General features: G+C 67.2%; 21 protein-coding genes. 7 read left to right on the top strand and 14 right to left on the bottom strand.

The window, feature by feature from the left end; translation table 11 throughout:
- Positions 1-10 precede the first annotated feature (10 nt).
- From typA to BOS5A_RS04525, 4 genes are all read right to left on the bottom strand, one after another.
- On the bottom strand, positions 11-1,849 hold the full coding sequence (gene typA, locus BOS5A_RS04540; RefSeq protein WP_151953998.1) for a translational GTPase TypA: 1,839 nt from the start codon (positions 1,847-1,849) through the stop codon (positions 11-13).
- Positions 1,850-1,917: 68 nt separating this feature from the next.
- The gene (locus BOS5A_RS04535; RefSeq protein WP_151953997.1) at positions 1,918-2,310 is read right to left on the bottom strand and encodes a type II toxin-antitoxin system VapC family toxin; all 393 of its coding nucleotides are present in this window, start codon (positions 2,308-2,310) and stop codon (positions 1,918-1,920) included.
- Positions 2,310-2,546 (bottom strand): antitoxin, encoded by a 237-nt coding sequence (locus BOS5A_RS04530; protein ID WP_199857199.1) that lies wholly within the window; start codon positions 2,544-2,546, stop codon positions 2,310-2,312. The genes BOS5A_RS04535 and BOS5A_RS04530 overlap by 1 nt, the downstream gene beginning before the upstream one ends.
- A 75-nt stretch (positions 2,547-2,621) precedes the next feature.
- Positions 2,622-5,012, bottom strand: coding sequence for a TonB-dependent receptor (locus tag BOS5A_RS04525; protein WP_151953995.1), 2,391 nt, complete (start codon positions 5,010-5,012; stop codon positions 2,622-2,624).
- A 192-nt stretch (positions 5,013-5,204) separates the two neighbouring features.
- Between BOS5A_RS04525 and BOS5A_RS04520 the strand changes: the two genes are divergently transcribed.
- The 5 genes from BOS5A_RS04520 (at position 5,205) to BOS5A_RS04500 (ending at position 8,368) form a co-directional block, all read left to right on the top strand.
- Complete coding sequence (locus tag BOS5A_RS04520) at positions 5,205-6,425, top strand: toxic anion resistance protein (RefSeq protein WP_151953994.1); 1,221 nt, start codon at positions 5,205-5,207, stop codon at positions 6,423-6,425.
- Positions 6,426-6,434: 9 nt separating this feature from the next.
- Entirely contained in the window at positions 6,435-7,154 is a 720-nt protein-coding gene (locus BOS5A_RS04515; protein ID WP_151953993.1) for a hypothetical protein, read from the top strand.
- A gap of 94 nt (positions 7,155-7,248) precedes the next feature.
- A complete protein-coding gene (locus tag BOS5A_RS04510; RefSeq protein ID WP_234419199.1) occupies positions 7,249-7,503 on the top strand; it encodes an antitoxin of toxin-antitoxin stability system in 255 nt (84 codons plus the stop codon).
- Complete coding sequence (locus tag BOS5A_RS04505) at positions 7,500-7,787, top strand: type II toxin-antitoxin system RelE/ParE family toxin (RefSeq protein WP_151953991.1); 288 nt, start codon at positions 7,500-7,502, stop codon at positions 7,785-7,787. Before BOS5A_RS04510 ends, BOS5A_RS04505 begins: the two co-directional genes overlap by 4 nt.
- A gap of 200 nt (positions 7,788-7,987) precedes the next feature.
- Entirely contained in the window at positions 7,988-8,368 is a 381-nt protein-coding gene (locus BOS5A_RS04500) for a hypothetical protein (RefSeq protein ID WP_151953990.1), read from the top strand.
- Between the two features lie 69 nt (positions 8,369-8,437).
- Here the strand turns inward: BOS5A_RS04500 and BOS5A_RS04495 are convergent, their stop codons facing one another.
- The 3 genes from BOS5A_RS04495 to ubiA are packed head-to-tail and all read right to left on the bottom strand — an operon-like array spanning position 8,438 to position 11,507.
- Positions 8,438-9,220: a 3'(2'),5'-bisphosphate nucleotidase CysQ gene (locus tag BOS5A_RS04495; RefSeq protein ID WP_151953989.1), complete on the bottom strand. Its 783-nt coding sequence runs from the start codon at positions 9,218-9,220 to the stop codon at positions 8,438-8,440.
- On the bottom strand, positions 9,213-10,559 hold the full coding sequence (locus BOS5A_RS04490) for a TldD/PmbA family protein (protein WP_151953988.1): 1,347 nt from the start codon (positions 10,557-10,559) through the stop codon (positions 9,213-9,215). Before BOS5A_RS04490 ends, BOS5A_RS04495 begins: the two co-directional genes overlap by 8 nt.
- 33 nt (positions 10,560-10,592) lie before the next feature.
- Positions 10,593-11,507, bottom strand: coding sequence for a 4-hydroxybenzoate octaprenyltransferase (ubiA, locus tag BOS5A_RS04485; protein WP_151953987.1), 915 nt, complete (start codon positions 11,505-11,507; stop codon positions 10,593-10,595).
- A 94-nt stretch (positions 11,508-11,601) separates the two neighbouring features.
- On the opposite strand from ubiA, the gene BOS5A_RS04480 reads away from it, so the two are divergent.
- Positions 11,602-12,015 (top strand): DUF2147 domain-containing protein, encoded by a 414-nt coding sequence (locus tag BOS5A_RS04480; RefSeq protein ID WP_234419198.1) that lies wholly within the window; start codon positions 11,602-11,604, stop codon positions 12,013-12,015.
- Between the two features lie 18 nt (positions 12,016-12,033).
- On the top strand, positions 12,034-12,195 hold the full coding sequence (locus BOS5A_RS04475; RefSeq protein ID WP_199857198.1) for a hypothetical protein: 162 nt from the start codon (positions 12,034-12,036) through the stop codon (positions 12,193-12,195).
- 84 nt (positions 12,196-12,279) lie between these two features.
- Here the strand turns inward: BOS5A_RS04475 and BOS5A_RS04470 are convergent, their stop codons facing one another.
- The 7 genes from BOS5A_RS04470 to BOS5A_RS04440 all read right to left on the bottom strand — a co-directional run bounded on the left by BOS5A_RS04470 (position 12,280) and on the right by BOS5A_RS04440 (position 19,523).
- Complete coding sequence (locus BOS5A_RS04470; RefSeq protein WP_151953985.1) at positions 12,280-13,044, bottom strand: RcnB family protein; 765 nt, start codon at positions 13,042-13,044, stop codon at positions 12,280-12,282.
- Positions 13,045-13,144: 100 nt separating this feature from the next.
- Positions 13,145-13,627, bottom strand: a complete 483-nt coding sequence (locus tag BOS5A_RS04465) for a GAF domain-containing protein (protein ID WP_151953984.1) — start codon at positions 13,625-13,627, stop codon at positions 13,145-13,147.
- A 9-nt stretch (positions 13,628-13,636) separates the two neighbouring features.
- Positions 13,637-14,725 (bottom strand): LacI family DNA-binding transcriptional regulator, encoded by a 1,089-nt coding sequence (locus BOS5A_RS04460; RefSeq protein ID WP_151953983.1) that lies wholly within the window; start codon positions 14,723-14,725, stop codon positions 13,637-13,639.
- An 8-nt stretch (positions 14,726-14,733) separates the two neighbouring features.
- Entirely contained in the window at positions 14,734-16,224 is a 1,491-nt protein-coding gene (locus BOS5A_RS04455; protein WP_151953982.1) for a tryptophan halogenase family protein, read from the bottom strand.
- Positions 16,221-17,252, bottom strand: a complete 1,032-nt coding sequence (locus BOS5A_RS04450; RefSeq protein ID WP_151953981.1) for a cupin-like domain-containing protein — start codon at positions 17,250-17,252, stop codon at positions 16,221-16,223. The genes BOS5A_RS04455 and BOS5A_RS04450 overlap by 4 nt, the downstream gene beginning before the upstream one ends.
- Positions 17,245-17,961, bottom strand: coding sequence for a SapC family protein (locus BOS5A_RS04445; RefSeq protein ID WP_151953980.1), 717 nt, complete (start codon positions 17,959-17,961; stop codon positions 17,245-17,247). Before BOS5A_RS04445 ends, BOS5A_RS04450 begins: the two co-directional genes overlap by 8 nt.
- Positions 17,958-19,523, bottom strand: coding sequence for a tryptophan halogenase family protein (locus BOS5A_RS04440; RefSeq protein ID WP_234419197.1), 1,566 nt, complete (start codon positions 19,521-19,523; stop codon positions 17,958-17,960). Before BOS5A_RS04440 ends, BOS5A_RS04445 begins: the two co-directional genes overlap by 4 nt.
- Between the last annotated feature and the right edge of the window lie 52 nt (positions 19,524-19,575).

Here is a 19,575-nt window from a genome sequence, read left to right as displayed (position 1 = left end):
CCGGCAAGGATCAGGCCGCGATCTTGGCGCGCGAGGCCTTCTTGCGCTCGTGCGGATCGAGGTGACGCTTGCGCAGCCGGATCGACTTCGGCGTGACTTCGACCATCTCATCGTCGTCGATATAGGCGATGGCCTGTTCCAGAGTCATCTTCCTGGGCGGGGTCAGCCGGATCGCATCGTCCTTGCCGCCGCTCGCGCGGAAGTTCGTCAGCTGCTTGGCCTTCATCGGGTTGACCTCAAGGTCGTCCGTCTTGGCGTTCTCGCCGATCACCATGCCTTCATACAGCGCCTCGCCGTGGCCGACGAAAAGAATCCCGCGATCCTCGAGCGGGCCGAGCGCGTAGCTGTTCGCCTCGCCGGCGCCGTTCGAGATCAACACGCCGTTCTTGCGGCCTTCGATGTTGCCCTTGTGGGGGCCGTATTTCTCGAACAGTCGGTTCATGATCCCGGTGCCGCGCGTATCCGACAGGAACTCGCCGTGATAGCCGATCATCCCGCGGCTAGGGGCGGAGAAGGTGATGCGCGTCTTGCCGCCGCCCGAGGGACGCATATCGGTCATCTCGGCCTTGCGGATGTTCATCTTCTCGACGACCGTGCCCGAATATTCCTCGTCCACGTCGATAATGACGGTCTCATACGGCTCGGTCCTGGCGCCGGTCTCGTCTTCACCGAAGAGCACGCGCGGGCGGCTGATGCCGAGCTCGAAGCCCTCGCGGCGCATCGTCTCGATCAGCACGCCGAGCTGGAGCTCGCCGCGGCCGGCGACCTCGTAGCTGTCGCGGTCCGCGGCCTCGGTCACCTTGATCGCGACGTTCGATTCGGCTTCGCGAAACAGCCGGTCGCGGATCATGCGCGACGTCACCTTGCTGCCCTCGCGCCCCGCCATCGGGCTGTCGTTCACCGCAAAGCGCATCGACAGCGTCGGCGGATCGATCGGCTGCGCATGGAGCGGCTCGCTGACCGAGGTGTCCGCGATCGTGTTCGACACGGTCGCGACGGTCAGCCCCGCCATCGAGATGATGTCGCCCGCCTTCGCCTCGTCGACCGGCACGCGGTCCAGCCCGCGGAACGCCATGATCTTGGAGGCGCGGCCCGTCTCGACCACCTTCCCGTCATTGTCGAGCGCGTGGATCGGCTGGTTGAGCTTCACCGTTCCGGAGTTCACGCGGCCGGTGAGGATGCGGCCGAGGAAATTGTCGCGGTCGAGCAGCGTCACCAGGAACGTGAACGGCGCATCGACATCGACGCTGGGCGCCGGGATATGGTTGACGATCGTCTCGAACATGGGCGTCAGCGTGCCCTCGCGCGCGTCCGCGTCGGTCGAGGCGTAGCCGTTGCGGCCGCTTGCGTAGAGCACGGGGAAATCGAGCTGCTCGTCGGTCGCCTCCAGCGACACGAACAGGTCGAACACCTCGTCCAGCACTTCCTGGATGCGCGCATCGCTGCGATCGACCTTGTTGACGACGACGATCGGACGCAGCCCTAGCGCGAGCGCCTTGCCGGTCACGAACTTGGTCTGCGGCATCGCGCCTTCGGCCGAATCGACCAGCAGGATGACGCCGTCGACCATCGACAGGATGCGCTCCACCTCGCCGCCGAAATCGGCGTGGCCGGGGGTGTCGACGATGTTGATGCGGGTCTTGTGCCCCTTGTGATCGTCCCATTCGATCGAGGTCGGCTTGGCGAGGATCGTGATCCCGCGCTCCTTTTCCAGATCGTTCGAATCCATCGCGCGCTCTTCGACGCGCTGATTGTCGCGGAAGGTGCCCGACTGGCGGAAGAGCTGGTCGACCAGGGTCGTCTTGCCGTGATCGACGTGCGCGATGATCGCCACGTTGCGGAGGCTCATGGAACTGCTTTCGGGTGGGGGTGAAAAGTTCCCGCGCCCCTAGCGCATTTGTTGCGCCGCGGAAAGGGTCAGCCAATCCAGTTTTCGATGCGCAGGCCGTCGACCCGCGTGAATTCTCGCGTATTGGCGGTCACCAGCGTGAGGTCGCGGGCGAGCGCTTGCCCCGCGATCAGCAGATCATATGGCCCGATCGGCGTGCCTGCACGCTTCAGCCGCGCTCGTATCTCACCGGCCATGCGCGCGTCGTCGATATCGAAGGAGATCGCCGGAAAGTTCAGAGCGGCCAGGCGATCGAGGTTCGTTGCCGCCCGATGACTGTTGAACGCACCGAATGTCAGTTCGTGGAGGACGATGCTCGACATCACGACGTCGCCCGGCGCTTGTTGCATCGTCCTCTTAACCACCGCGGGGTGCTGGGCCATGAGCGCGATCACGATATTGCTGTCAAACGAATACAGCATCAGTCGAAGGAGGGACCTTCCGGCATGATTTCGGGGCCTGGGCGTTCAAGCACAGCAACAACGGCGTCATCGTCCATCGGCTGCAGGCGCGCGAGCCAGGACCAGCCGTCCTCTACAGCCGGTTCCAGAATCACCTTGTCACCGTCGCGACTGATCCGGACTTGCTGCCCTTCGAAGCGATATTCCTTGGGCAAGCGTACTGCCTGGCTACGTCCGCTCCAGAAAATCCTGGCCATGTCATTCATCGAAGATCGTCCACCACTGCTATATAGCAATGCTATATAGCAGCGTCGGCGCCGGTGCAATGTAGGTCAGAACCGCCCCGAGACCTCCACGCCGTAGAAGCGCGGCTCACCGGCGATGTAGGTTGGCACGCCGAACCCGCCGCCGGTATTGCCCGCGTCGATCAGATAGCGGCGGTCGAGCAGGTTGCGGGCGAAGCCGCCGATCCGGTAGCGTCCGTCGGCCAGTTCCACCCCGGCACGCAGGTTGACCAGCGCATAGCTGCCCTGGCTGATCGCCTCCGAATTGGGCAATTCGAAGAACACCTTGCTCTGATAGGTCACGGACGGCGTCGCGTAGAAGACCGCGCCCCCGCCGAGCGGCAGCCGCAATGACGCGCCGCCCGATGCCGTATATTTCGGCTGGAGCCGGAAGCGGGCGCCGGCATAGGCAGGCGCGACGTTGCCGCCCTTGTCGATCTTGCCGTCGATATAGGCGAAGCTGCCGAACAGCGAGAGCAACGATGTCGGCCGCCACGTCGCCTCGACCTCGACACCGGGGTTCTTCGCCGATCCGGCGCTTTGCGTCCGCGCGACGCCCGCCGAATCGATCACCGATACCTGGAAGCCGTTATAGGTCTGGTAGAAGGCCGAAAGCGTGCCCGTGAGCCTGCCGCCGCCGGCCTTCAGCCCGATCTCGTAGTTCCAGGTGTTCTCCTCGGGCACCAGCTGGAGCCGCGGCACGACGACGCCGGCGACGCTTTGTCCGTCGAGCTGGACCACCGGCGACCGCCGCCCCTTGCTGACCGTCGCATAGGCGTTGAGCGTTCCGCTCAGCCGGTAAAGCGCGTTGAAGCGCGGCAGGATCGCCGAGTAGCTCTTCTCCGCCACGAACTTCGCGCCGCCGGTGCTGACCGTGCCGAGCAGGCTCGACCGCACGCCGAGCGCGGCGAGAATCGTCGAATTCGGCTGCACGCTGCTGTAGCCCGACTGCCGATCCTCGATCAGGACGCGCGCGCCGGCTGTCAGTTCCAGCTTCGGGGTCGGAATCCAGGTGCCGTCGGCGAAGACCGAATAGGCATCGTTGTTGCCGAAGTTGGTGAAGACCGAGGCGTAGGGAATCTGCGTCGCCGCGCCGCGGGTCAGCACCGCGGTCGCGCGCGTGGCGGGAATCGTGCCGTTCGCCGCGACGCAGGCCGGGCCGGTCGGGATGCCCGCCCCGTTCAGCGCCGCGCGGATCGCGGCGAAGGACGGCGTCACCGAACAGGCGAGATACGTCCCCTCCTCGGTCGAGAACGGCACGCGCTGCGATCCGTTTTCGAAAAAGCCGTTCCATCCGAACGATGCGCGGTAGGTGTCGCCGGTGAACTGGAAACGGCCTTCGTGGCTCCACTGGTCGCCGCGCGCGTCCTCGGCGAATTCCAGATACCAGGCAGGGCCGCCATCGGCGTCGAACACCTCGTTGCTGTCGAACCGGCGATAGCCGTTGACGGTGGTGAAGGTGACGCCCGGCGCCACGTCCCAGGTCAGCGTCACGTTCGCGTCATAGACATTGCGCTTCAGGCCAAGCTTGCGGTCGCCGAGCACCTGCTGGCTGAACGGCGACCCCGAGAGTTCGGCATAGCCATAGTTGCCGGTCTGCCCGCCGGTCGGCGCGAAGGCGCGGCTCTTGAACGGGGTGCCCGTATTGCGCTGGCCGTCATAGGTGAGGACGAGGTCAGCGCTCACCCGATCTGAAGGCGTGAAGCGAAGCGATCCGCGGATGCCGCGCTGGTCCTGCCCATAGAGATCATCCTGATCGACCTTGCCCTGGTTCTGGTTGGGCACATTCGGGTCGCCCGCGATGTTGCGGACATAGCCGTCGCGGTATTTGTAGGCGAAGGCCAGCCGTCCGGCGATCACGTCGTTGCCGGCGTTCAGAAAGCCCTGCACCTGCGTGCGGTTGTAGTTGCCGTAAGTGGCGGTCAGCCCCGCCGACGTGCCCGCCTCCGCCGGGTTAGAAATGATCGAAACCGCGCCGATCGCGGCAGCGGTCCCGAACAGCGTCGCCTGCGGCCCCTTCACCACCTCGACGCGCTGGATATCGTAAAGGTCCTGATACGCGCCGCGCGACCGCGAGATGTCGATACCGTTGTAATAGAGCGTCACCCGCGCGCCCTGCTGCGCCGATCCCGAATCGGAGGTTATGCCGCGGATGACGAAGCCGGGGTTGTTGGCGCTTTGCTCCTGGATGCGCAGCCCCGGCACATACATCGCTACCTCGCTCAGCGAGTTGACCCCGATATCGGCCATCCGCTCGCCCGACACGGCGCTGACGGTGACCGGCACGTCGCTGATCTTTTCGTCGCGCTTCTGGGCGGTGACGATGATGTCGTCGCCGGCAGGCTCCGCCGAGGGCGTATCCTGCACCGCTTGCGCGATCGCTGCGGGCGAGACGGTGAGCAGCAGCGCGGCAAAGCCGCCGCCGAGAGCGCGGTGCATGATGAAGGTCCCCTTTTCGCCAGTCTTGGCCTCGCGCTAGAAAAGTCCCGTGACGGACCCGTGTCGGTTGCGGGACAGTTTGGCGTCAGGGGATTTACTTGCGCCCGCGCGGCGCCGTATTATCTTCATAACACGCTTGAACCCCTGTCGCTTCGGCGTCAGGGTCTGGTCCGGCCCGAATGGAGAGACAACATGGCGACCACGCCCGAGACTGCGGCAATGACCGGGATTGCGGAAAAGGATCTCGTCCTGACCCCGCCCGATCCGGTGCCAAGCGTCACGCCGGAAAAGGCCGCAGGGCTCGTTCCCGTCGATGCCCGCACGCGGTCGCAGCTGGAGGAGCGCGTCGACGGTTTCGTCGATCAGCTTGTCGCGCAGGACGTCAACAGCCCCGAATTCGGCAAGCGCGTCGATGCGATCACCGCGATGGGGCAGAAGGAAATCCGCGACGCCGCCGGCCAGTCGAACCGCTTCCTCGACCGCCCGATCCGCGCGATGGACAAGGACACCGGGGTCGGCGCCGACCTCGCCCAGCTGCGCCGCCTCATCGAGGACCTCGATCCAGGGAAGAAAGGCGCGCTGTCGGGGCCGAAGAAGATTTTCGGCATCATCCCGTTCGGGTCGAAGATGCGCGACTATTTCGACAGCTACCGCTCGTCGCAGACCCACATCTCCTCGATCCTGAAAAGCCTCTCGTCGGGCAAGGACGAGCTCCTCATGGACAATGCCGCGATCGATACCGAGCGCGCGAATCTGTGGAGCGCGATGGGACGGCTCGAGCAGATGATCCACCTATCGAAGACGATGGACGGCAAGCTGGAGGACAAGGCCAACGAGCTCGACGCGACCGACCCCGCCAAGGCCAAGGCGATCCGCGAAACCGCCTTGTTCTACACCCGCCAGCGCACGCAGGACTTGCTGACCCAGATGGCGGTTACAGTGCAGGGCTATCTCGCGCTCGATCTCGTCAAGAAGAACAATGTCGAGCTGGTGAAGGGCGTCGACCGCGCGTCGACCACCACCGTCTCGGCGCTGCGCACCGCGGTCACCGTCGCGCAGGCGCTGACCAACCAGAAGCTGGTGCTGGAACAGATCACCCAGCTGAACACCACGACCGCGAACATCATCGATTCGACTGGCAAGCTGTTGAAGGAAAACACCGCGCGCATCCACGAGCAGGCGGCAAGCTCGACGATCCCGATCGAAGTGCTCCAGCGCGCGTTCCAGAACGTCTATGACACGATGGACGCGATCGACGTGTTCAAGCTGAAGGCGCTCGACAGCATGAAGACGACGGTCGGCGCGCTGACCACCGAAGTCGAGAAGTCGCGAGGATACATCGCGCGCGCGGAGGGTGCGGCGCAGAACCGGGTCACCTCCACCCCCGATCAGTTCAAGCTGGAGGCGTTGTAAGTCCGCCCCATGTCCACCGAAACCGACATCACGATCGAGCGCGCCCGCGCGACCATGCAGCGCGTCGCCGAGGACTATCGCGGCGGCGGCGCGCCCTTGCCGCCGCTGCGCCGGTCGCAGCGCGGCGCGACGTTGGCCAAGCGGCTCGCGCTGATCGGCGGCGCGAACGCCGTCCTGCTGATCGCCGCCGTCATCGTTGGGATGGTGCTTCCGATCGGCATCTTCGGCGCGCTGCTCGTGCTGTTGCTGATGGCTGCGATCACGCTGGCGATCGCCTTCGCCCCCGCCGCCCGTGCGCCCGACCCGCAGGTGCTCAGGACGAGCGACCTGAAGGCGCTCCCAACAAAAACCGAACGCTGGCTGTCCGCGCAACGCCCCGCGCTCCCCGCGCCGGCGCGTACGCTCGTCGACCAGATCGGCGTGCGCCTCGATGCGCTCACGCCCCAGCTTGCGACGCTCGACGACGGCACCGAAGACGCGCTGGAAATCCGCCGCCTGGTGGGCGAGCAGCTCCCCGACTTCATCCGCGACTACGGCAAGGTCCCCGCAAGCCTACGCACCACCGAACGCAACGGCCGCACCCCGGATGCGGAACTGGTGTCCGGGCTGAAGGTGATCGAACAGGAAATCGCCGATATGACTGCAAGGCTCGCGCAGGGCGACCTCGACAGCCTGTCAACGCGCGGACGGTATCTGGAGATGAAGTACAAGGGGGACGAGGGCGCGTAGCCGGAAGCGGCGATTGCCCCGTATTGGCGATGTTGGTATATACCTCGTCAGTACCGCTTGCGAGGATGCTATGTCGAAAGCCGCCATATTCACGATGAAGCTCGAACCCGATCTGCGCGCCGAGTTCATGGCCGCGGCCGAGGCGAGCCACCGTCCAGCGTCTCAAGTGGTCCGTGAAATGATGCGGGAGTTCGTCCAGCGCCAGCAGGACCTGCGCGACCATAGCGCCTTTCTCCACCGCAAGGTCGGTGCGGCACGCGCTTCGGTTCAGGAGGCGCGTGGCCGCTCTAACGAAGCGGTGGAAACCGACTTCGCAGCCCGCCGCAAACGGGTCGCCGATCAGGCGTGAAGATCGTCTGGACGCCGGAGGCCGAGCAGGACCGCGCGGCGATCTGGGAATATCTGGCGGCACGCGATCCCGATGCCGCGCTACGGATCGACCGCCTGTTCAGCGATGCGGTCGTCGGGCTGGCCGACTTCCCGATGCTTGGACATGAAGGGGAAGTCCCCGGCACGCGCGAACTGACCCCGCATCGCAGCTATCGCCTCGTTTACGAGGTTGTCGAGGACACGATATGGATTCTCGTTCTGATCCACACCGCCCGCCAATGGCCCTCGCCACCTGGTTCTTGAAAAAGACCGGATCAGGGAAGGCATGGGTTCCAAGCAAACAGCGCCGATCTTGGTAGCGAACGGCAAGATTGCAGGTGAGTAGCCCCCCGGCTGTTTTCGGCAGCGCGATGGCTTTAGCGGACGCGGTAGATCGGGTCCTCCCAATGGCTGAATCACACTCGGCTCTTTCGCGAAAGCAACGACTTGATGTAGCCTCAGCCATGGCCTTCCTGCGCATCATGCTCGTGAGCATTCTTGCTGCTGTTGCAGCTTGTGCCATCGCGTCGCTGATCCTCTTCGGAAACATCGAACGGGCAAGCTTCATTCCTCTGATGTTCGTTTTGCCCGGTTCGCTTTTTCTCCTTGCGACCGCATATGGAGCCCTCGCAGAACAAGGCCGACCGATGATTTGGCGCTATGCCGCGCTTATCGCAATCGGCGTTGTTGGTGGCGGCCTGATGCTCGGTTTCATCTCCAGCGGCGACGGGAAGAATACTGCGATTGGCAGCTTCTATGGTCTGACGACGGCCCTATGCTGGATCGTGCTTCACGCCCTCGCTCGACCACAGGCGCATCTCACCGTCACCGAATTCACTATCTAGGCCGAAACGACGGCAGGTTTCGGGATTCATAATTCGGGACGTTAACGGCGTGATCTGGGGCGGAAACCGTCATCGCCCAACGATCGCCGCCGCCCGCTCGCTCAACCGCTCCACCGCCGCCGCGTGTATCCCCGGCGCCGTCACCAGCACTCCGAACGCCTGCGGGTCGGGCTTGTTGAACGCCAGCGGCTGGCCCAGCGCGTCGCTCGTCGCGGCGCCTGCTTCGCTCGCGATCAGGACCGCCGCCGCAATGTCCCATTCGTGGCCCCAGCGCAGCGTCGCGAGCAGGTCGGCCTCGTCGGCGGCGACCATTGCAATGCGCAGCGCGATCGAGTTCGGCTTGGCGACCGCTATCAGATCGCTGTCGACCTTGGGCAGGCTGTCGGTCGGCACCCGCGCGCCGGCCAGCGCGGTTCGCGTCCCCGCCGCCAGCGCGACGCCGTTGCGCCACGCGCCCTTGCCCGCCACCGCCGCCCAGGCCTCGCGCCGCGCGGGCGCATCCAGCACACCGATCACCGGGCGCCCGCCCTCGATCAGCGCGATCGAGATCGCCCAGCCTTCGCGCCCGCGGATATAGTCGCGCGTTCCGTCGATCGGATCGACCACCCACACATGTTGGCGCGCCAGCCGGTCGGCGTCGTCCGCCGTCTCCTCGGACAGCCACCCGGCCTCGGGCAACAACCCGGCGAGCCGCGCGCGCAGCATCCGGTCGACGTCGAGATCGACCTCGCACACCGGGCTGCCCGGCTCCTTCTCCCAGCGCCGGAAATCCGTGCGCCACCGCGCGAGCGCCATCTGCGCCGCCTCCGCCGCGACCGATGCGACCGCGCGCGCAAGACCGGCCTCAGCCACCCGCGACCGTCATCCCGTCGATCCTGAGCGTCGGCACGTTGGTGCCATAGCGGAAGACGAGATCGTTCGCAGGCGTCAGCTGGCGATACATGTCCTTCAGATTGCCCGCGATCGTGAATTCGGCAACCGGGCCGGCGATCTCGCCATTCTCGATCAGGAACCCCGCAGCACCGCGGCTGTAATCGCCGGTCACGCCGTTGACGCCCTGCCCGATCAGCTCGGTCACGAACACGCCGCGGGCGATGTCGGCGATCAGCGTTGCGACCGGCACATGCCCCGCGGCCATGAACAGGTTACTCGTCGTCACGCCGACCCCGCCGCCGACGCCGCGCGCAGCGTGACCGGTCGGCTCCAAGCCCAATTGCCGCGCCGAGGCGGAATCGAGCAGCCACGTCTCCAGCACGCCGTTTTCGACGATCGTCGTCGGCGACACCGGCAGCCCCTCGCCATCGAACGGCCGCGAGCGCAGCCCGTGCGGGCGGTGTGGATCGTCCTGCACGCTTACCCCGTCCGCGAACACCTGGCTCCCCAGCGCGTCGAGCAGGAAGCTCGTCTTGCGGGTGATCGCCTGGCCCGAAATCGCGCCGATGAGGTGACCGATCAGGCTCGCCCCGACGCGCGGCTCGAACACCACGGGCACCGCGCCGCTCGTCATCCTGCCGGGGTTCAGCCGCGCGACCGCGCGTTCGCCGGCGCTGCGTCCGATCTCCTCGGGCGCGCTCAGATGCGCGCGGTGGCGGGTGGAGGAATAGTCGTAGTCGCGCTGCATCCCGCCGCCGGTGCCCGCGACGACGCTGGCCGACACGCCGTAGCTCGTGCCCGAATAGGCGCCCGCAAAGCCGTGGCTCGTCGCGAACGCGCCGACGCTGCGCGAGGCGCTCGCCCCGCCACCCTCGCTGTTGGTGACGCCCGGCACGGCGCGCGCAGCATCTTCGGCGGTTTCGGCCATCGCGCGCAATTCGGTCGGCGCGATCTCTCCGCCATCGTCGAGATCGAGCATCGGCGGCGCACCCCGGAGCAGCCGTTCCTCGGGCGCGAGTCCCGCCCATTTGTCCTCGGGCGCTTCCTTCGCCATCGCCACCGCCCGCTCGACCAGCGCGTCCATCGCTTCGCGCGACAGGTCGGAGGTGGACACGCTCGCGGTGCGCTTGCCGACGAACACGCGCAGGCCAAGCTCCTCATTCTCCGATCGCCCGACATCCTCCAGCTTGCCGAGCCGCACCGAAATCTCGGTCGCGGCATCGGCGGCGAAGACGGCATCGGCGGCATCGGCACCGGCAGCGCGGGCGCGCGCGACGATATCCTGGGCGTGGGCGGCGGCTTGATCGGGAGTCAGCATCGCCGCCGACTTAGGCGCGCCGCGCCCACGTTGCTAGAGCGGCGTCGCCACGACCGCGCAGGCGAGGAACATCAGCAACCCCGCGAACCGGTTCGACCGGAACCGCGCGAGCGCCCCGGCGCCGTCGTCGGGGCGCAGCGTCGCGGCCTGCCACGCGAGGTGCAGCGCCACCGGCACCAGCGCGACCAACGCCAGCGGATCGGGCCGCACCGCCCACACCGCACTCGCCCAGAGCGCGAGCGCGAGCGCATAGAACAGCGCCACTCCGCCCTTTACATGCGCCCCCATCCTGAGCGCGGAGGACCGCACCCCGATCAGCGCATCGTCTTCCCGGTCCTGCAGCGCATAGATGGTGTCATAGCCGATGACCCACGCAATCGAGCCGGCATAGAGCAGCACCCCCGGCGCCGCGAGCACGCCCCACGCCTCACTGAACCCGACGAGCGCGGCCCAGGAAAAGACGATCCCCAGCCACGCCTGCGGCCACCAGGTGATCCGCTTCATGAACGGATAGGCGGCGACCGCGCCGAGACTCAGCACCGCGACCACCGCAGCATAGACATGCAACTGGAGCAGCACGACCAGCCCGACGAGGCACAGCAGCGCGAGCCAGACCCACGCCGCCTTCAGCGACACTGTCCCGCTCGCCAGCGGCCGGCTGCGGGTCCGCTCCACCCTTCGATCGAGGTCGCGGTCGACGATGTCGTTATAGACGCACCCCGCCCCGCGCATCGCGATGCTGCCGACGAGCAGCCACAGGATCAAAGGCCAGCGCTCCACCGCGCCACCCGCCAGCGCCACGCCCCAGGCGCCCGGCCAGAACAGCAGCCACCACCCGATCGGCCGATCGAACCGCGCCAGCAGCGCGAAGGCGCGCACCCGCGGCGGCAGCGCGGCGACGAGGCCGCGATGTTCGCTGTCCGGGACGATATCGGGGGTCGCAGTCACGATGCCGGCCTAACGCGCGCGGCACAGCGACGCCAGCTTCCATCCGCCGCGCAGCGCCCTATCTTCGCCGCAAACCAGCCCCAAGGATATGCCGATGATCCGCACGATTGCCGCCCTTGCCCTGCTCGCCGGCCCGATCCCCGCGTCCGCGCAGCGCGCGCCGTCATGGGAAGGCATCTGGCGCAACGGATCGAACAGCGTCCGGATCAAGGCGGCACGGTGCGGGGCGGGCCAAGGATCGGGCATGTGCGGGCGTGTCGTGTGGGCCAGCCCGAAGGCGCAGGACGACGCGGCCCGCGGCGGCACCGCCCGGCTTGTCGGCACAGAGCTCTTCCACGATTTCCGCCGCGACGATGACGGGCTGTGGTACGGCCAGGTCTATGTTCCCGACATCGACAAGACGTTCGACGGCACGATCGAGCTCGTCGATCGCAACACGCTGGTCGGCAAGGGCTGCCTGCTCGGCAACATCGCGTGCAAGACGCAAACGTGGAAGCGCGTGCGCTGATCGACATTTGAGCGCCCGATGATCCACTTGTCGGTCGCGATCGGCCGCTTTGTCGAGGCGCTGTTCTACGCGATCCTGCGTGTCGCCGGCGTCGTCACGATCGCCGTTGTCGGCACGGCGTTCGCCGGCTTCCTGCTGTTCATGGCGGCGCGCTGGATGCTGTCGCGCGGCAAGCGCTGATCCTTCAACGCAAAAGGGGCGCTGCGTCTCCCGCCTGAGCGAAGACGCAGCGCCCCCCCGCAGGCACCGGTGAGGGAGTTAATCTTACCGGCGCAAGGCCTTGGTCGGCGTCCGCCGCAACAGCTTGGTGGGCGCAGGGCGACGCGGCGCGCGCGGGCGCACGACGCGCTCGGTCACATATTCGGTATGCGTCGTCTCACCACAATCGGGGTTGTCGATGGTGATCGTGGTGACGGTCGCTGGCGGGTAGTAATAGCCCGCTGCGTAATAGCCGCCACCGGTTACGTGGGTTTCGCTATGCACGCGCCCGCCGCCGGTCGCGGTCACGACCGGGCCGGGGCCCATCGATGGCGGCGGCGGATAGCCGCCGGGACCGCGCGACGGCGGTGGCGCAAAGCCCGCGCCGGGACCGTCCGGCGGGGGCCCAAAGCCGGGTTCGTCATAGGCATAGTCGGGGCCCGGCATCGCGGCGCGGTCCCAATCGATGCCGTCCATCGTATCGTAAACCGATCCGCGGTCGTCGATCAGCACCGCATCGTCGTAATAGCGCGACCAGCGATAGCCGACCGGCGGCTGCGGCAGGCCGTAGCCGCGCCAGTCGACGACGTAAAATTGCGGCGCGACCCAATAGCGGGGGAGAACCCACCCGCGCACCGGCGCGCGGTAGGCCGCCCAGCCGCCCGGCGCGCGCGATCCGCCCCACCAGCGGCCATGCATCCGGCCGCCAGTGGGCGACGCATGCATGCCGGGTCCGCCGGAGTGGCCGCGCCCGGCCATCCCCTGCGCCTGCGCCGTGCCGGCAAGCCCCGCGATTGAAGTCAGCGCCGCTGCCGCGATCAGCATCCGCATACCGGTCTCCCTGTTCCGCGCGGCCAACGCACGCCGGATTACCGGGTTGCTTACCACCGGCAGCGCCCACGCTCCACGCGCGAGCGAGTCCCGATATGGATCAGGCGACCCGGGGGGCGAGGATTGCGACGAGCGCTTCGCAGCCCTTGCGATCGTCCGCATCGAAACGGCCGGCGCTCGGGCTGTCGAGGTCGAGCACCCCGACCAGTCGCCCCTCATGAACGATCGGCACGACGATTTCCGAAGCGCTCGCCGCGTCGCAGGCGATGTGGCCGGGAAAGGCGTGGACGTCGGCGACGAGCTGCGTCTCGCGCGTCGCGGCCGCGGTGCCGCAGACTCCGCTGCCCAGCGCGATGCGGATGCACGCCGGCTTGCCCTGGAACGGGCCGAGGACAAGTTCTCCGTCCACCGCCCGGTAGAATCCCGCCCAGTTGAGGTCGGGCAGATATTGCCAGATCAGCGCGGCCGCGTTCGCCATGTTGGCGATGGCATCGGGCTCGTCCGCCGTCAGCGCGTCGAGCGCAGCCGTGAGGTCGTGGTAAAGATCGGCCTTCGAGCCGGCGGCGATATCGAACTGAAACATCGCGCCCATCTAGGGACGCAACAGCGATTTGGAAGGCTGGTCTGCCAGCGTGCGCGCCGGTGCGCTCGATCCGCGCGCGACGAGGCTTGCCGGCACCACGATCGGCTCGCCCGGCGTCGGTCGCCCCGCTTTCTGCGCGATGATGAGTTCGACCGCACGTGCCGCCACCTCCGCGATCGGCTGGACGATCGCGGTCAGCGGCGGGTGCGTGAAGCGGACGATCGGGGTGTCGTCGAAGCTGACCAGCGAAAGGTCGGCCGGAATGTCCAGCCCGCGTTCGCGCGCGACCTCGAGCGTCGCGAGCGTCATCTGGTCGTTGCTGCCGATGATCGCGGTCGGCGGGTCTTCGCTCGACAGCAGCGTCGCCGCCGCGCGCCTGCCCGATTCGTAGCTGAAATCGCCCTGCGCGAGCAGCCCGTCGACGCCCAGCCCCAAGGCCGCCATCGCCGCCCGCCACCCCGCCACACGCCAGCCGCTCAGTTCATATTCGGTCGATCCGGCGATGAACCCGATGCGCCGGTGACCGAGTTCCGCCAGATGCTCGGTCGCGAGCCGCGCGGCGCGCTCGTCGTCCATCGTCAGCGCAAAGCCGCTGCCGTCCTTGAGCGATCCGATCCGCGCAAAGCTGATCCCGTGGTGATCGAGCAGCCGGGTGATGAGCACATTCTCCGAATGCGGCGGCGTCAGGATCACGCCGTCCGGCTGGAGCGCCGCGACCGCGCCCATCAGCTCGCGCTCGATATGGTCGCTATGCGTATCGACCAGCTCGACGATCAGGCGGTAGCCGTGCTCGGCGCAGGTCAGCATCCCGCCGAGCAGCATCTGATCGACCCAGTCGGTACCCTGCCGGCTGCGCCAGTCGGCGATGGTGCGCTCGCGGTCGTTGAGCGCGACGATCAGATAGGAGCGCGAGCCGCCCATGCGCTGCGCGGCAATCGAGGGCACATAGCCCAGCTTCTCGATCGACGCCTGGACGCGCGCCATCATCTCGGGCCGGACGTTCGGCTCCTTGTTGATGACTCGGCTGACCGTCTGCAGCGACACCCCGGCATCGGCCGCGACATGGCGAATGGTAACGGACTGGCGACGGCGACCCATGAGGCGGTTCAGGCCGCGTCGCTGCGCGGCGTGCCGCAGAAACTGGCGACATAGCTCGCATGGTCGGGAAGGCTGCGCACCGTCGCGGTCACGCCGTCGCGCAAGCCCGCCATGAACTTGGCAAGATCGTCATCGCTCAACTTTTCCGCGATCGGGTGCCAGGTCCGCGGCATGATTCCCTGCCCCATCATCACCTGCACCCAGCTGTTTTCCGCGAAAAGCTCCTCGTTCTTGCGGAAAACGCGCCCCGTTTCGCGGAACAGCGCGATCCGGTGGGCCAGGCTGTCGGGCACGTCCATCGCCGCGCATTGCCGCCAGAAGCCGCTGTCGCGCCGGTCGGTCGCCTTGTAGTGGAGGATCAGGAAATCGCGGATCTGCAGCATGTCGAGATGCTGCTGCTCGTTGAACTCATCGATGTCGCGCGCGCTGATCTCGCCATGCGGCATCATTCGTATGAGCCGCAGGATCGCGCGCTGGATCAGATGGATGCTCGTCGATTCCAGCGGCTCCATGAACCCGCCCGACAGCCCCATCGCGATGCAGTTGCGGTGCCACTGCTTGCGCCGCGCGCCGGTCACAAATCGGAGCTTGTTCGGGGTCGTCAGCACGCGCCCCTCGACATTATTCAGCAGCCGGTCGAGCGCGGCATCGTCGTCCAGATAGCGCCGGCAATAGACGATGCCGTTGCCGACCCGGTGCTGCAGCGGGATGCGCCACTGCCAGCCCGCATCATGCGCCATCGCGCGCGTGTAGGGCACGGCCGCCGCCACGCTTTCGGTCTGCACCGCGATCGCCGCGTCGCACGGCAACCAGTTGGTCCAGTCGTCGAAGCCGGTGTGGAGCGCCTGTTCGATCAGCAGCGCGCGAAAGCCGGTACAGTCGACGAACAGGTCGCCTTCGATCCGCACGCCCGATTCGAGCAACAGCGCCGCGATATGACCGCTTGTCCCGTCCAGATCGACCTGCGCGATCTTGCCCTCGACCCGCGTCACGCCGTCGCCTTCCGCCATGCGGCGCAGGAAGCGGCCGTAGAGCGTCGAATCGAGCTGGTAGGCGTAGTTCATCCGATCGTTCGGCAGATGCGCGAACTTCCCCTCGCGCGCGGCGATCAGTTCCAGGCAATAGTCGTCATAGGACTGGGTCTGCCCGCGGGTCTGCGCATTGAGCCAGAAATGCTGGAAACCGGCCGCCCAGTGATCCTTGCCGGTCAGGCCGAAGGAATGGAAATAGCCGTGCCCCGGCGCCTTCCACCCGTCGAACGCGATGCCGAGCTTGAAGGTCGCCTGGGTGGCGGCCATGAACTCTGCCTCGTTGATGCCGAGCAGCCGGTTGAAGGTGATGAGCGGCGGGATCGTCGATTCCCCGACGCCGACCGTGCCGATCGCGTCCGATTCGATGAGCGTGACCTCCGCCGTGCGCCCCATCGTGCGCATGATGGCCGCCGCCGCCATCCAGCCCGCGGTGCCGCCGCCCGCGATGACGATCCGGCGCGGCGTCATCGGCTCAGCGCCCGCAGCAGGAAGGCGCGGATTCGCCCGGCGAGCGTCGGCGTCATCGGATCGAGGATGCCGCGTCCGCCGGCGGGGATATGCGCGGTGACCGCGTCGTCGTTCGCAAAGACGTAGTAATCGAACATGTCGCGCCAATAGTCCTTCTGCGCCGGCGGGAGGTCGCGGATCGCCATGAGCGCATGGTTGAGCACGTCCTGCGGCTGTCCCATCCAGCGCGGGGAATCGCGCCACCAGTAATTCACCAGCACGTTGAACGCGGCGAGCCCCTCGACATGGTGCCACCACAAGGCGGGGATGTAGAGCGCGTCGCCTGCCTTGAGCTCCGCGACCTGCGCATGCGCTAGCGCGTCCGCAAAACGCGGGAAGCGCGCGGCGTCGGGCGCATGGAAATCGACCATGCTCACCGCGCGGCCGGCCGGCGTGTTGTCGAGCGGGCCGAGATACAGGTTGCGGAACTGGTCGGGGGGAAACAGCGTGAAGCGCCGCGCGCCGACCGCGACGCAGGCGAGATTGTCGGGCATGTCGTTATGCGCCGCGATCCGCGTGCGGGTGCCCATCCAGATGCTGGCGAGCGGGGTGCGGTCGCCCAGATCGACATGGTTCGCCTCGTGCAGCCCGTCGAAGAATTCGTGCATGTCGATCGACGCGAGATAGACGGGTGGGGCGTCCGCGTGCCCGGCCATGTCGGCGATCCGCGCAAAGATTTCGGGCAGCCGCGCGTTCAGCGTGCGGAAGTTCATCGCCATCGCGTCGTCGTAGAACAGCCGCCCGTCGCTGCCGGTCTGCCCGACCGAGACGACGAACTGCCGGTCGCGGTGATGGCCGAGCAGATAGTCGCGCGCTGCGCCCGCCGATTGCCGCCCCGCCTTCACCAGCGGCCAGTCCGCCACCAGCCCGCGCACGATGAACGGCGTGTCCGACGCCAGCAGCCGCGCATCGAGATCGGCGGCATCCGCCACCGCGATCTCCTCCACCGGTTTCAGGCCGGCGAGCAGGCCGGGATCGGCTTCAGCCACCGAACATCCGGCGATTCTTGCGCGCGATCAGCGCGGAAAGGTTGGAAAGCGAAGCAACCGCCATGAAGATCGGCATCAGATGGCCGGCGGCATGCAGCTCGCCGAGCGCCTGCGCGTCGAGCTGCTCCAGCCGATCCTCATTGATGGTGTGGAAGCCGACGAGCCTGTTGGTGCTGCCGTCGTCCAGCGTCACCTCGAGCGTGAACGGTTCGAGCAGCGCATGGCGTTCGAGCGCGGTGAAGAATCCGGGGGCATCGCGAAAGCCCGCGTCGAGCGCGCCGAGATTTTCCGCAACGCGTTCCAGATACGGGGTCGGCAGCCCCTGCCGGTCGAACACCCGCACGCCCTCCTCGCCGCCGATCCGCGGCGACGCCATGTCGACATGGACCTGCTTGTCGCCGTCCTCCTCGGGCTTGCCGCCGATGAGGAACGGCTGGATGTCGATCGCGAGCGGGCGGTAGCGCGCGTCCCAGCGGTCGCCGTCCAGATACAGGTTCTCGCCATTCTCGAACCCGAACATCGCGACCGCGCTGAACTGGTCGCGTTCGGGATTGAGGCGGAACAGGATTGCATATTCGGCCTGAAGCTGGCGAAACTCCGCGGGCATCGCGACCGCGCACATCAGCGCGTCGCCGAGATGCGCGCCGCGCTCCTGCCGCACCCGGAGGTCGCGGTGCGCTTCTGCGGTCAGGATGGCGTGGGTCGTCATTCGGCATATCTTTCGAGGATCGGGTCGGTGCCCGCGTGCTCGGCACGCAGCGCATCGAGATAGGCGCGGTTCGTCGGAAGGCTCGCGGCAAGCGCGCGCCCGCGCTGTTCGACCTGGCGTATCGCAGCGGCCATATCGCCCCCCTCGCGCTCCGCAACCGCCACGCCCGAAGGCAGCAGGAAGCCCATGCCGTAGAGAACGAACTGGTAGCTGGCGCCAGGGAAAACCTCGTCCTTCGCCGGAAAGTCGATCGCGGCCGGCGCGCGGTGGCGCCACAGTTCGAGCGATTGGGCGAGCCGCGACGGGATCGAGCCAGCATCGCGGTGCGCCCGCCAATAAGGTTCGGTGCGCCGGCTCAGTACATAATGGAGCTTCAGGAACTCGACGATCCGGTCCCAGCGATAGCGAAACTGCGCGTTGAAGCGCTCCGCCTGCACCGCCATGACCGCGCGGTTGGCGGGAAAGTCGTCAATGAGCGCATCGAGCGCCAGCTCGATCATCACGATCGCCGAGGCCTCGAGCGGTTCGAGGAACCCCGCCGATTGCCCGATCGCAAGGCAGTTGCCGGCCCAAAACCGCTCACGGTGCGCCGATCGGAAGGTGAGCAGGCGGATGTTCAGCGCATCGGCATCGCAATCGGGCGTGGTGCGGCGCAGATACGCTTTCAGCGTCGCCTCCGCCGCGGCGTCATCCATGAAGGTGGAGGCGTAGACGCAACCGACCCCGCGCCGCGTCGGCAGCCCGATATCCCAGATCCATCCGCCCGCATGCGCGGTCGCGTTGGTCTGCGCGGCGATTGCGCTGCCGGGGGCGACCGGCACCTGCACGGCCAGCGCACGGTCGTTGAACAGCTCGTCGCTGCGATCGACAACGTCGATGCCGCAATGCTCGCCGATCAGCAGCGCGGCGTGGCCGGTGCAATCGATGAACAGATCGCCGGCGATCGCCCCATTGTCGCGCGTCCGCACCGACGCGATATCCCCGCCCTCGGCCGCCTCCACATCGAGCACGTGGTCGCGGACGTGCCGCACCCCGAGCCGCCCGGTCGCGTGCCGCTTCAGCAGCGCCGCGAGCTTCGCGGCATCGAGGTGATAGGCGTAGTTCAGCGCGCCGGCATAGCCAGGCATCGATCGCTGGCGCGGCGCGAGATCGAGCGCGCAGATTTGCGGCTGGGCACACAGGCGATCGGCAAAGGCGTCGCCGGGGCGCAGCCGCGCCGCTTCGCGCGGGTCGCCGGCGATCGGCGGGGTGAAGGGATGGTGGTAGCTGTCACCCGCCTCGCCCGTCACCCATCCGTCGAAGCGCGAGCCCTGCTTGAACGACGCATCGCAGGCGATCAGCAGTTCGGCTTCGTCGATCCCGATCCGCGCCATGGTGCGGCGCATCGTCGGCCACGTCCCCTCGCCCACCCCGATCGTCGCGATATCGGGCGATTCGACCAGCGTGACCGAGACGGGGCGCTCGGCCGCAGGATCGGCCGCGGCAGCGATGCGACAGGCGGCGAGCCAGCCGGCGGTGCCACCGCCGACGATCACGACCCTCTCGATTGCTGCGTCAACCACGGTTCGACCCTTGACCCTGCCCTCGATCCTGTCGCCCCGGCCAAAAAAAAGC

The sequence above is a fragment of the Sphingomonas sp. EC-HK361 genome (genome assembly GCF_902498785.1).
Classification (GTDB): Bacteria; Pseudomonadota; Alphaproteobacteria; order Sphingomonadales; family Sphingomonadaceae; genus Sphingomonas.
Note: the sequence above shows the minus strand (reverse complement) of the source record. Positions and strands in the feature narration are given on the sequence as shown.

What these genes read in the sequence shown, in the direction of transcription:
- typA (WP_151953998.1), bottom strand. Translation starts at nt 1,849, where the DNA reads ATGAGCCTCCGCAACGTGGCGATCATCGCGCACGTCGATCACGGCAAG.
- BOS5A_RS04535 (WP_151953997.1), bottom strand. Translation starts at nt 2,310, where the DNA reads ATGCTGTATTCGTTTGACAGCAATATCGTGATCGCGCTCATGGCCCAG.
- BOS5A_RS04530 (WP_199857199.1), bottom strand. Translation starts at nt 2,546, where the DNA reads ATGGCCAGGATTTTCTGGAGCGGACGTAGCCAGGCAGTACGCTTGCCC.
- BOS5A_RS04525 (WP_151953995.1), bottom strand. Translation starts at nt 5,012, where the DNA reads ATGCACCGCGCTCTCGGCGGCGGCTTTGCCGCGCTGCTGCTCACCGTC.
- BOS5A_RS04520 (WP_151953994.1), top strand. Translation starts at nt 5,205, where the DNA reads ATGGCGACCACGCCCGAGACTGCGGCAATGACCGGGATTGCGGAAAAG.
- BOS5A_RS04515 (WP_151953993.1), top strand. Translation starts at nt 6,435, where the DNA reads ATGTCCACCGAAACCGACATCACGATCGAGCGCGCCCGCGCGACCATG.
- BOS5A_RS04510 (WP_234419199.1), top strand. Translation starts at nt 7,249, where the DNA reads ATGAAGCTCGAACCCGATCTGCGCGCCGAGTTCATGGCCGCGGCCGAG.
- BOS5A_RS04500 (WP_151953990.1), top strand. Translation starts at nt 7,988, where the DNA reads ATGGCCTTCCTGCGCATCATGCTCGTGAGCATTCTTGCTGCTGTTGCA.
- BOS5A_RS04490 (WP_151953988.1), bottom strand. Translation starts at nt 10,559, where the DNA reads ATGCTGACTCCCGATCAAGCCGCCGCCCACGCCCAGGATATCGTCGCG.
- BOS5A_RS04480 (WP_234419198.1), top strand. Translation starts at nt 11,602, where the DNA reads ATGATCCGCACGATTGCCGCCCTTGCCCTGCTCGCCGGCCCGATCCCC.
- BOS5A_RS04475 (WP_199857198.1), top strand. Translation starts at nt 12,034, where the DNA reads ATGATCCACTTGTCGGTCGCGATCGGCCGCTTTGTCGAGGCGCTGTTC.
- BOS5A_RS04470 (WP_151953985.1), bottom strand. Translation starts at nt 13,044, where the DNA reads ATGCGGATGCTGATCGCGGCAGCGGCGCTGACTTCAATCGCGGGGCTT.
- BOS5A_RS04465 (WP_151953984.1), bottom strand. Translation starts at nt 13,627, where the DNA reads ATGTTTCAGTTCGATATCGCCGCCGGCTCGAAGGCCGATCTTTACCAC.
- BOS5A_RS04460 (WP_151953983.1), bottom strand. Translation starts at nt 14,725, where the DNA reads ATGGGTCGCCGTCGCCAGTCCGTTACCATTCGCCATGTCGCGGCCGAT.
- BOS5A_RS04455 (WP_151953982.1), bottom strand. Translation starts at nt 16,224, where the DNA reads ATGACGCCGCGCCGGATCGTCATCGCGGGCGGCGGCACCGCGGGCTGG.
- BOS5A_RS04445 (WP_151953980.1), bottom strand. Translation starts at nt 17,961, where the DNA reads ATGACGACCCACGCCATCCTGACCGCAGAAGCGCACCGCGACCTCCGG.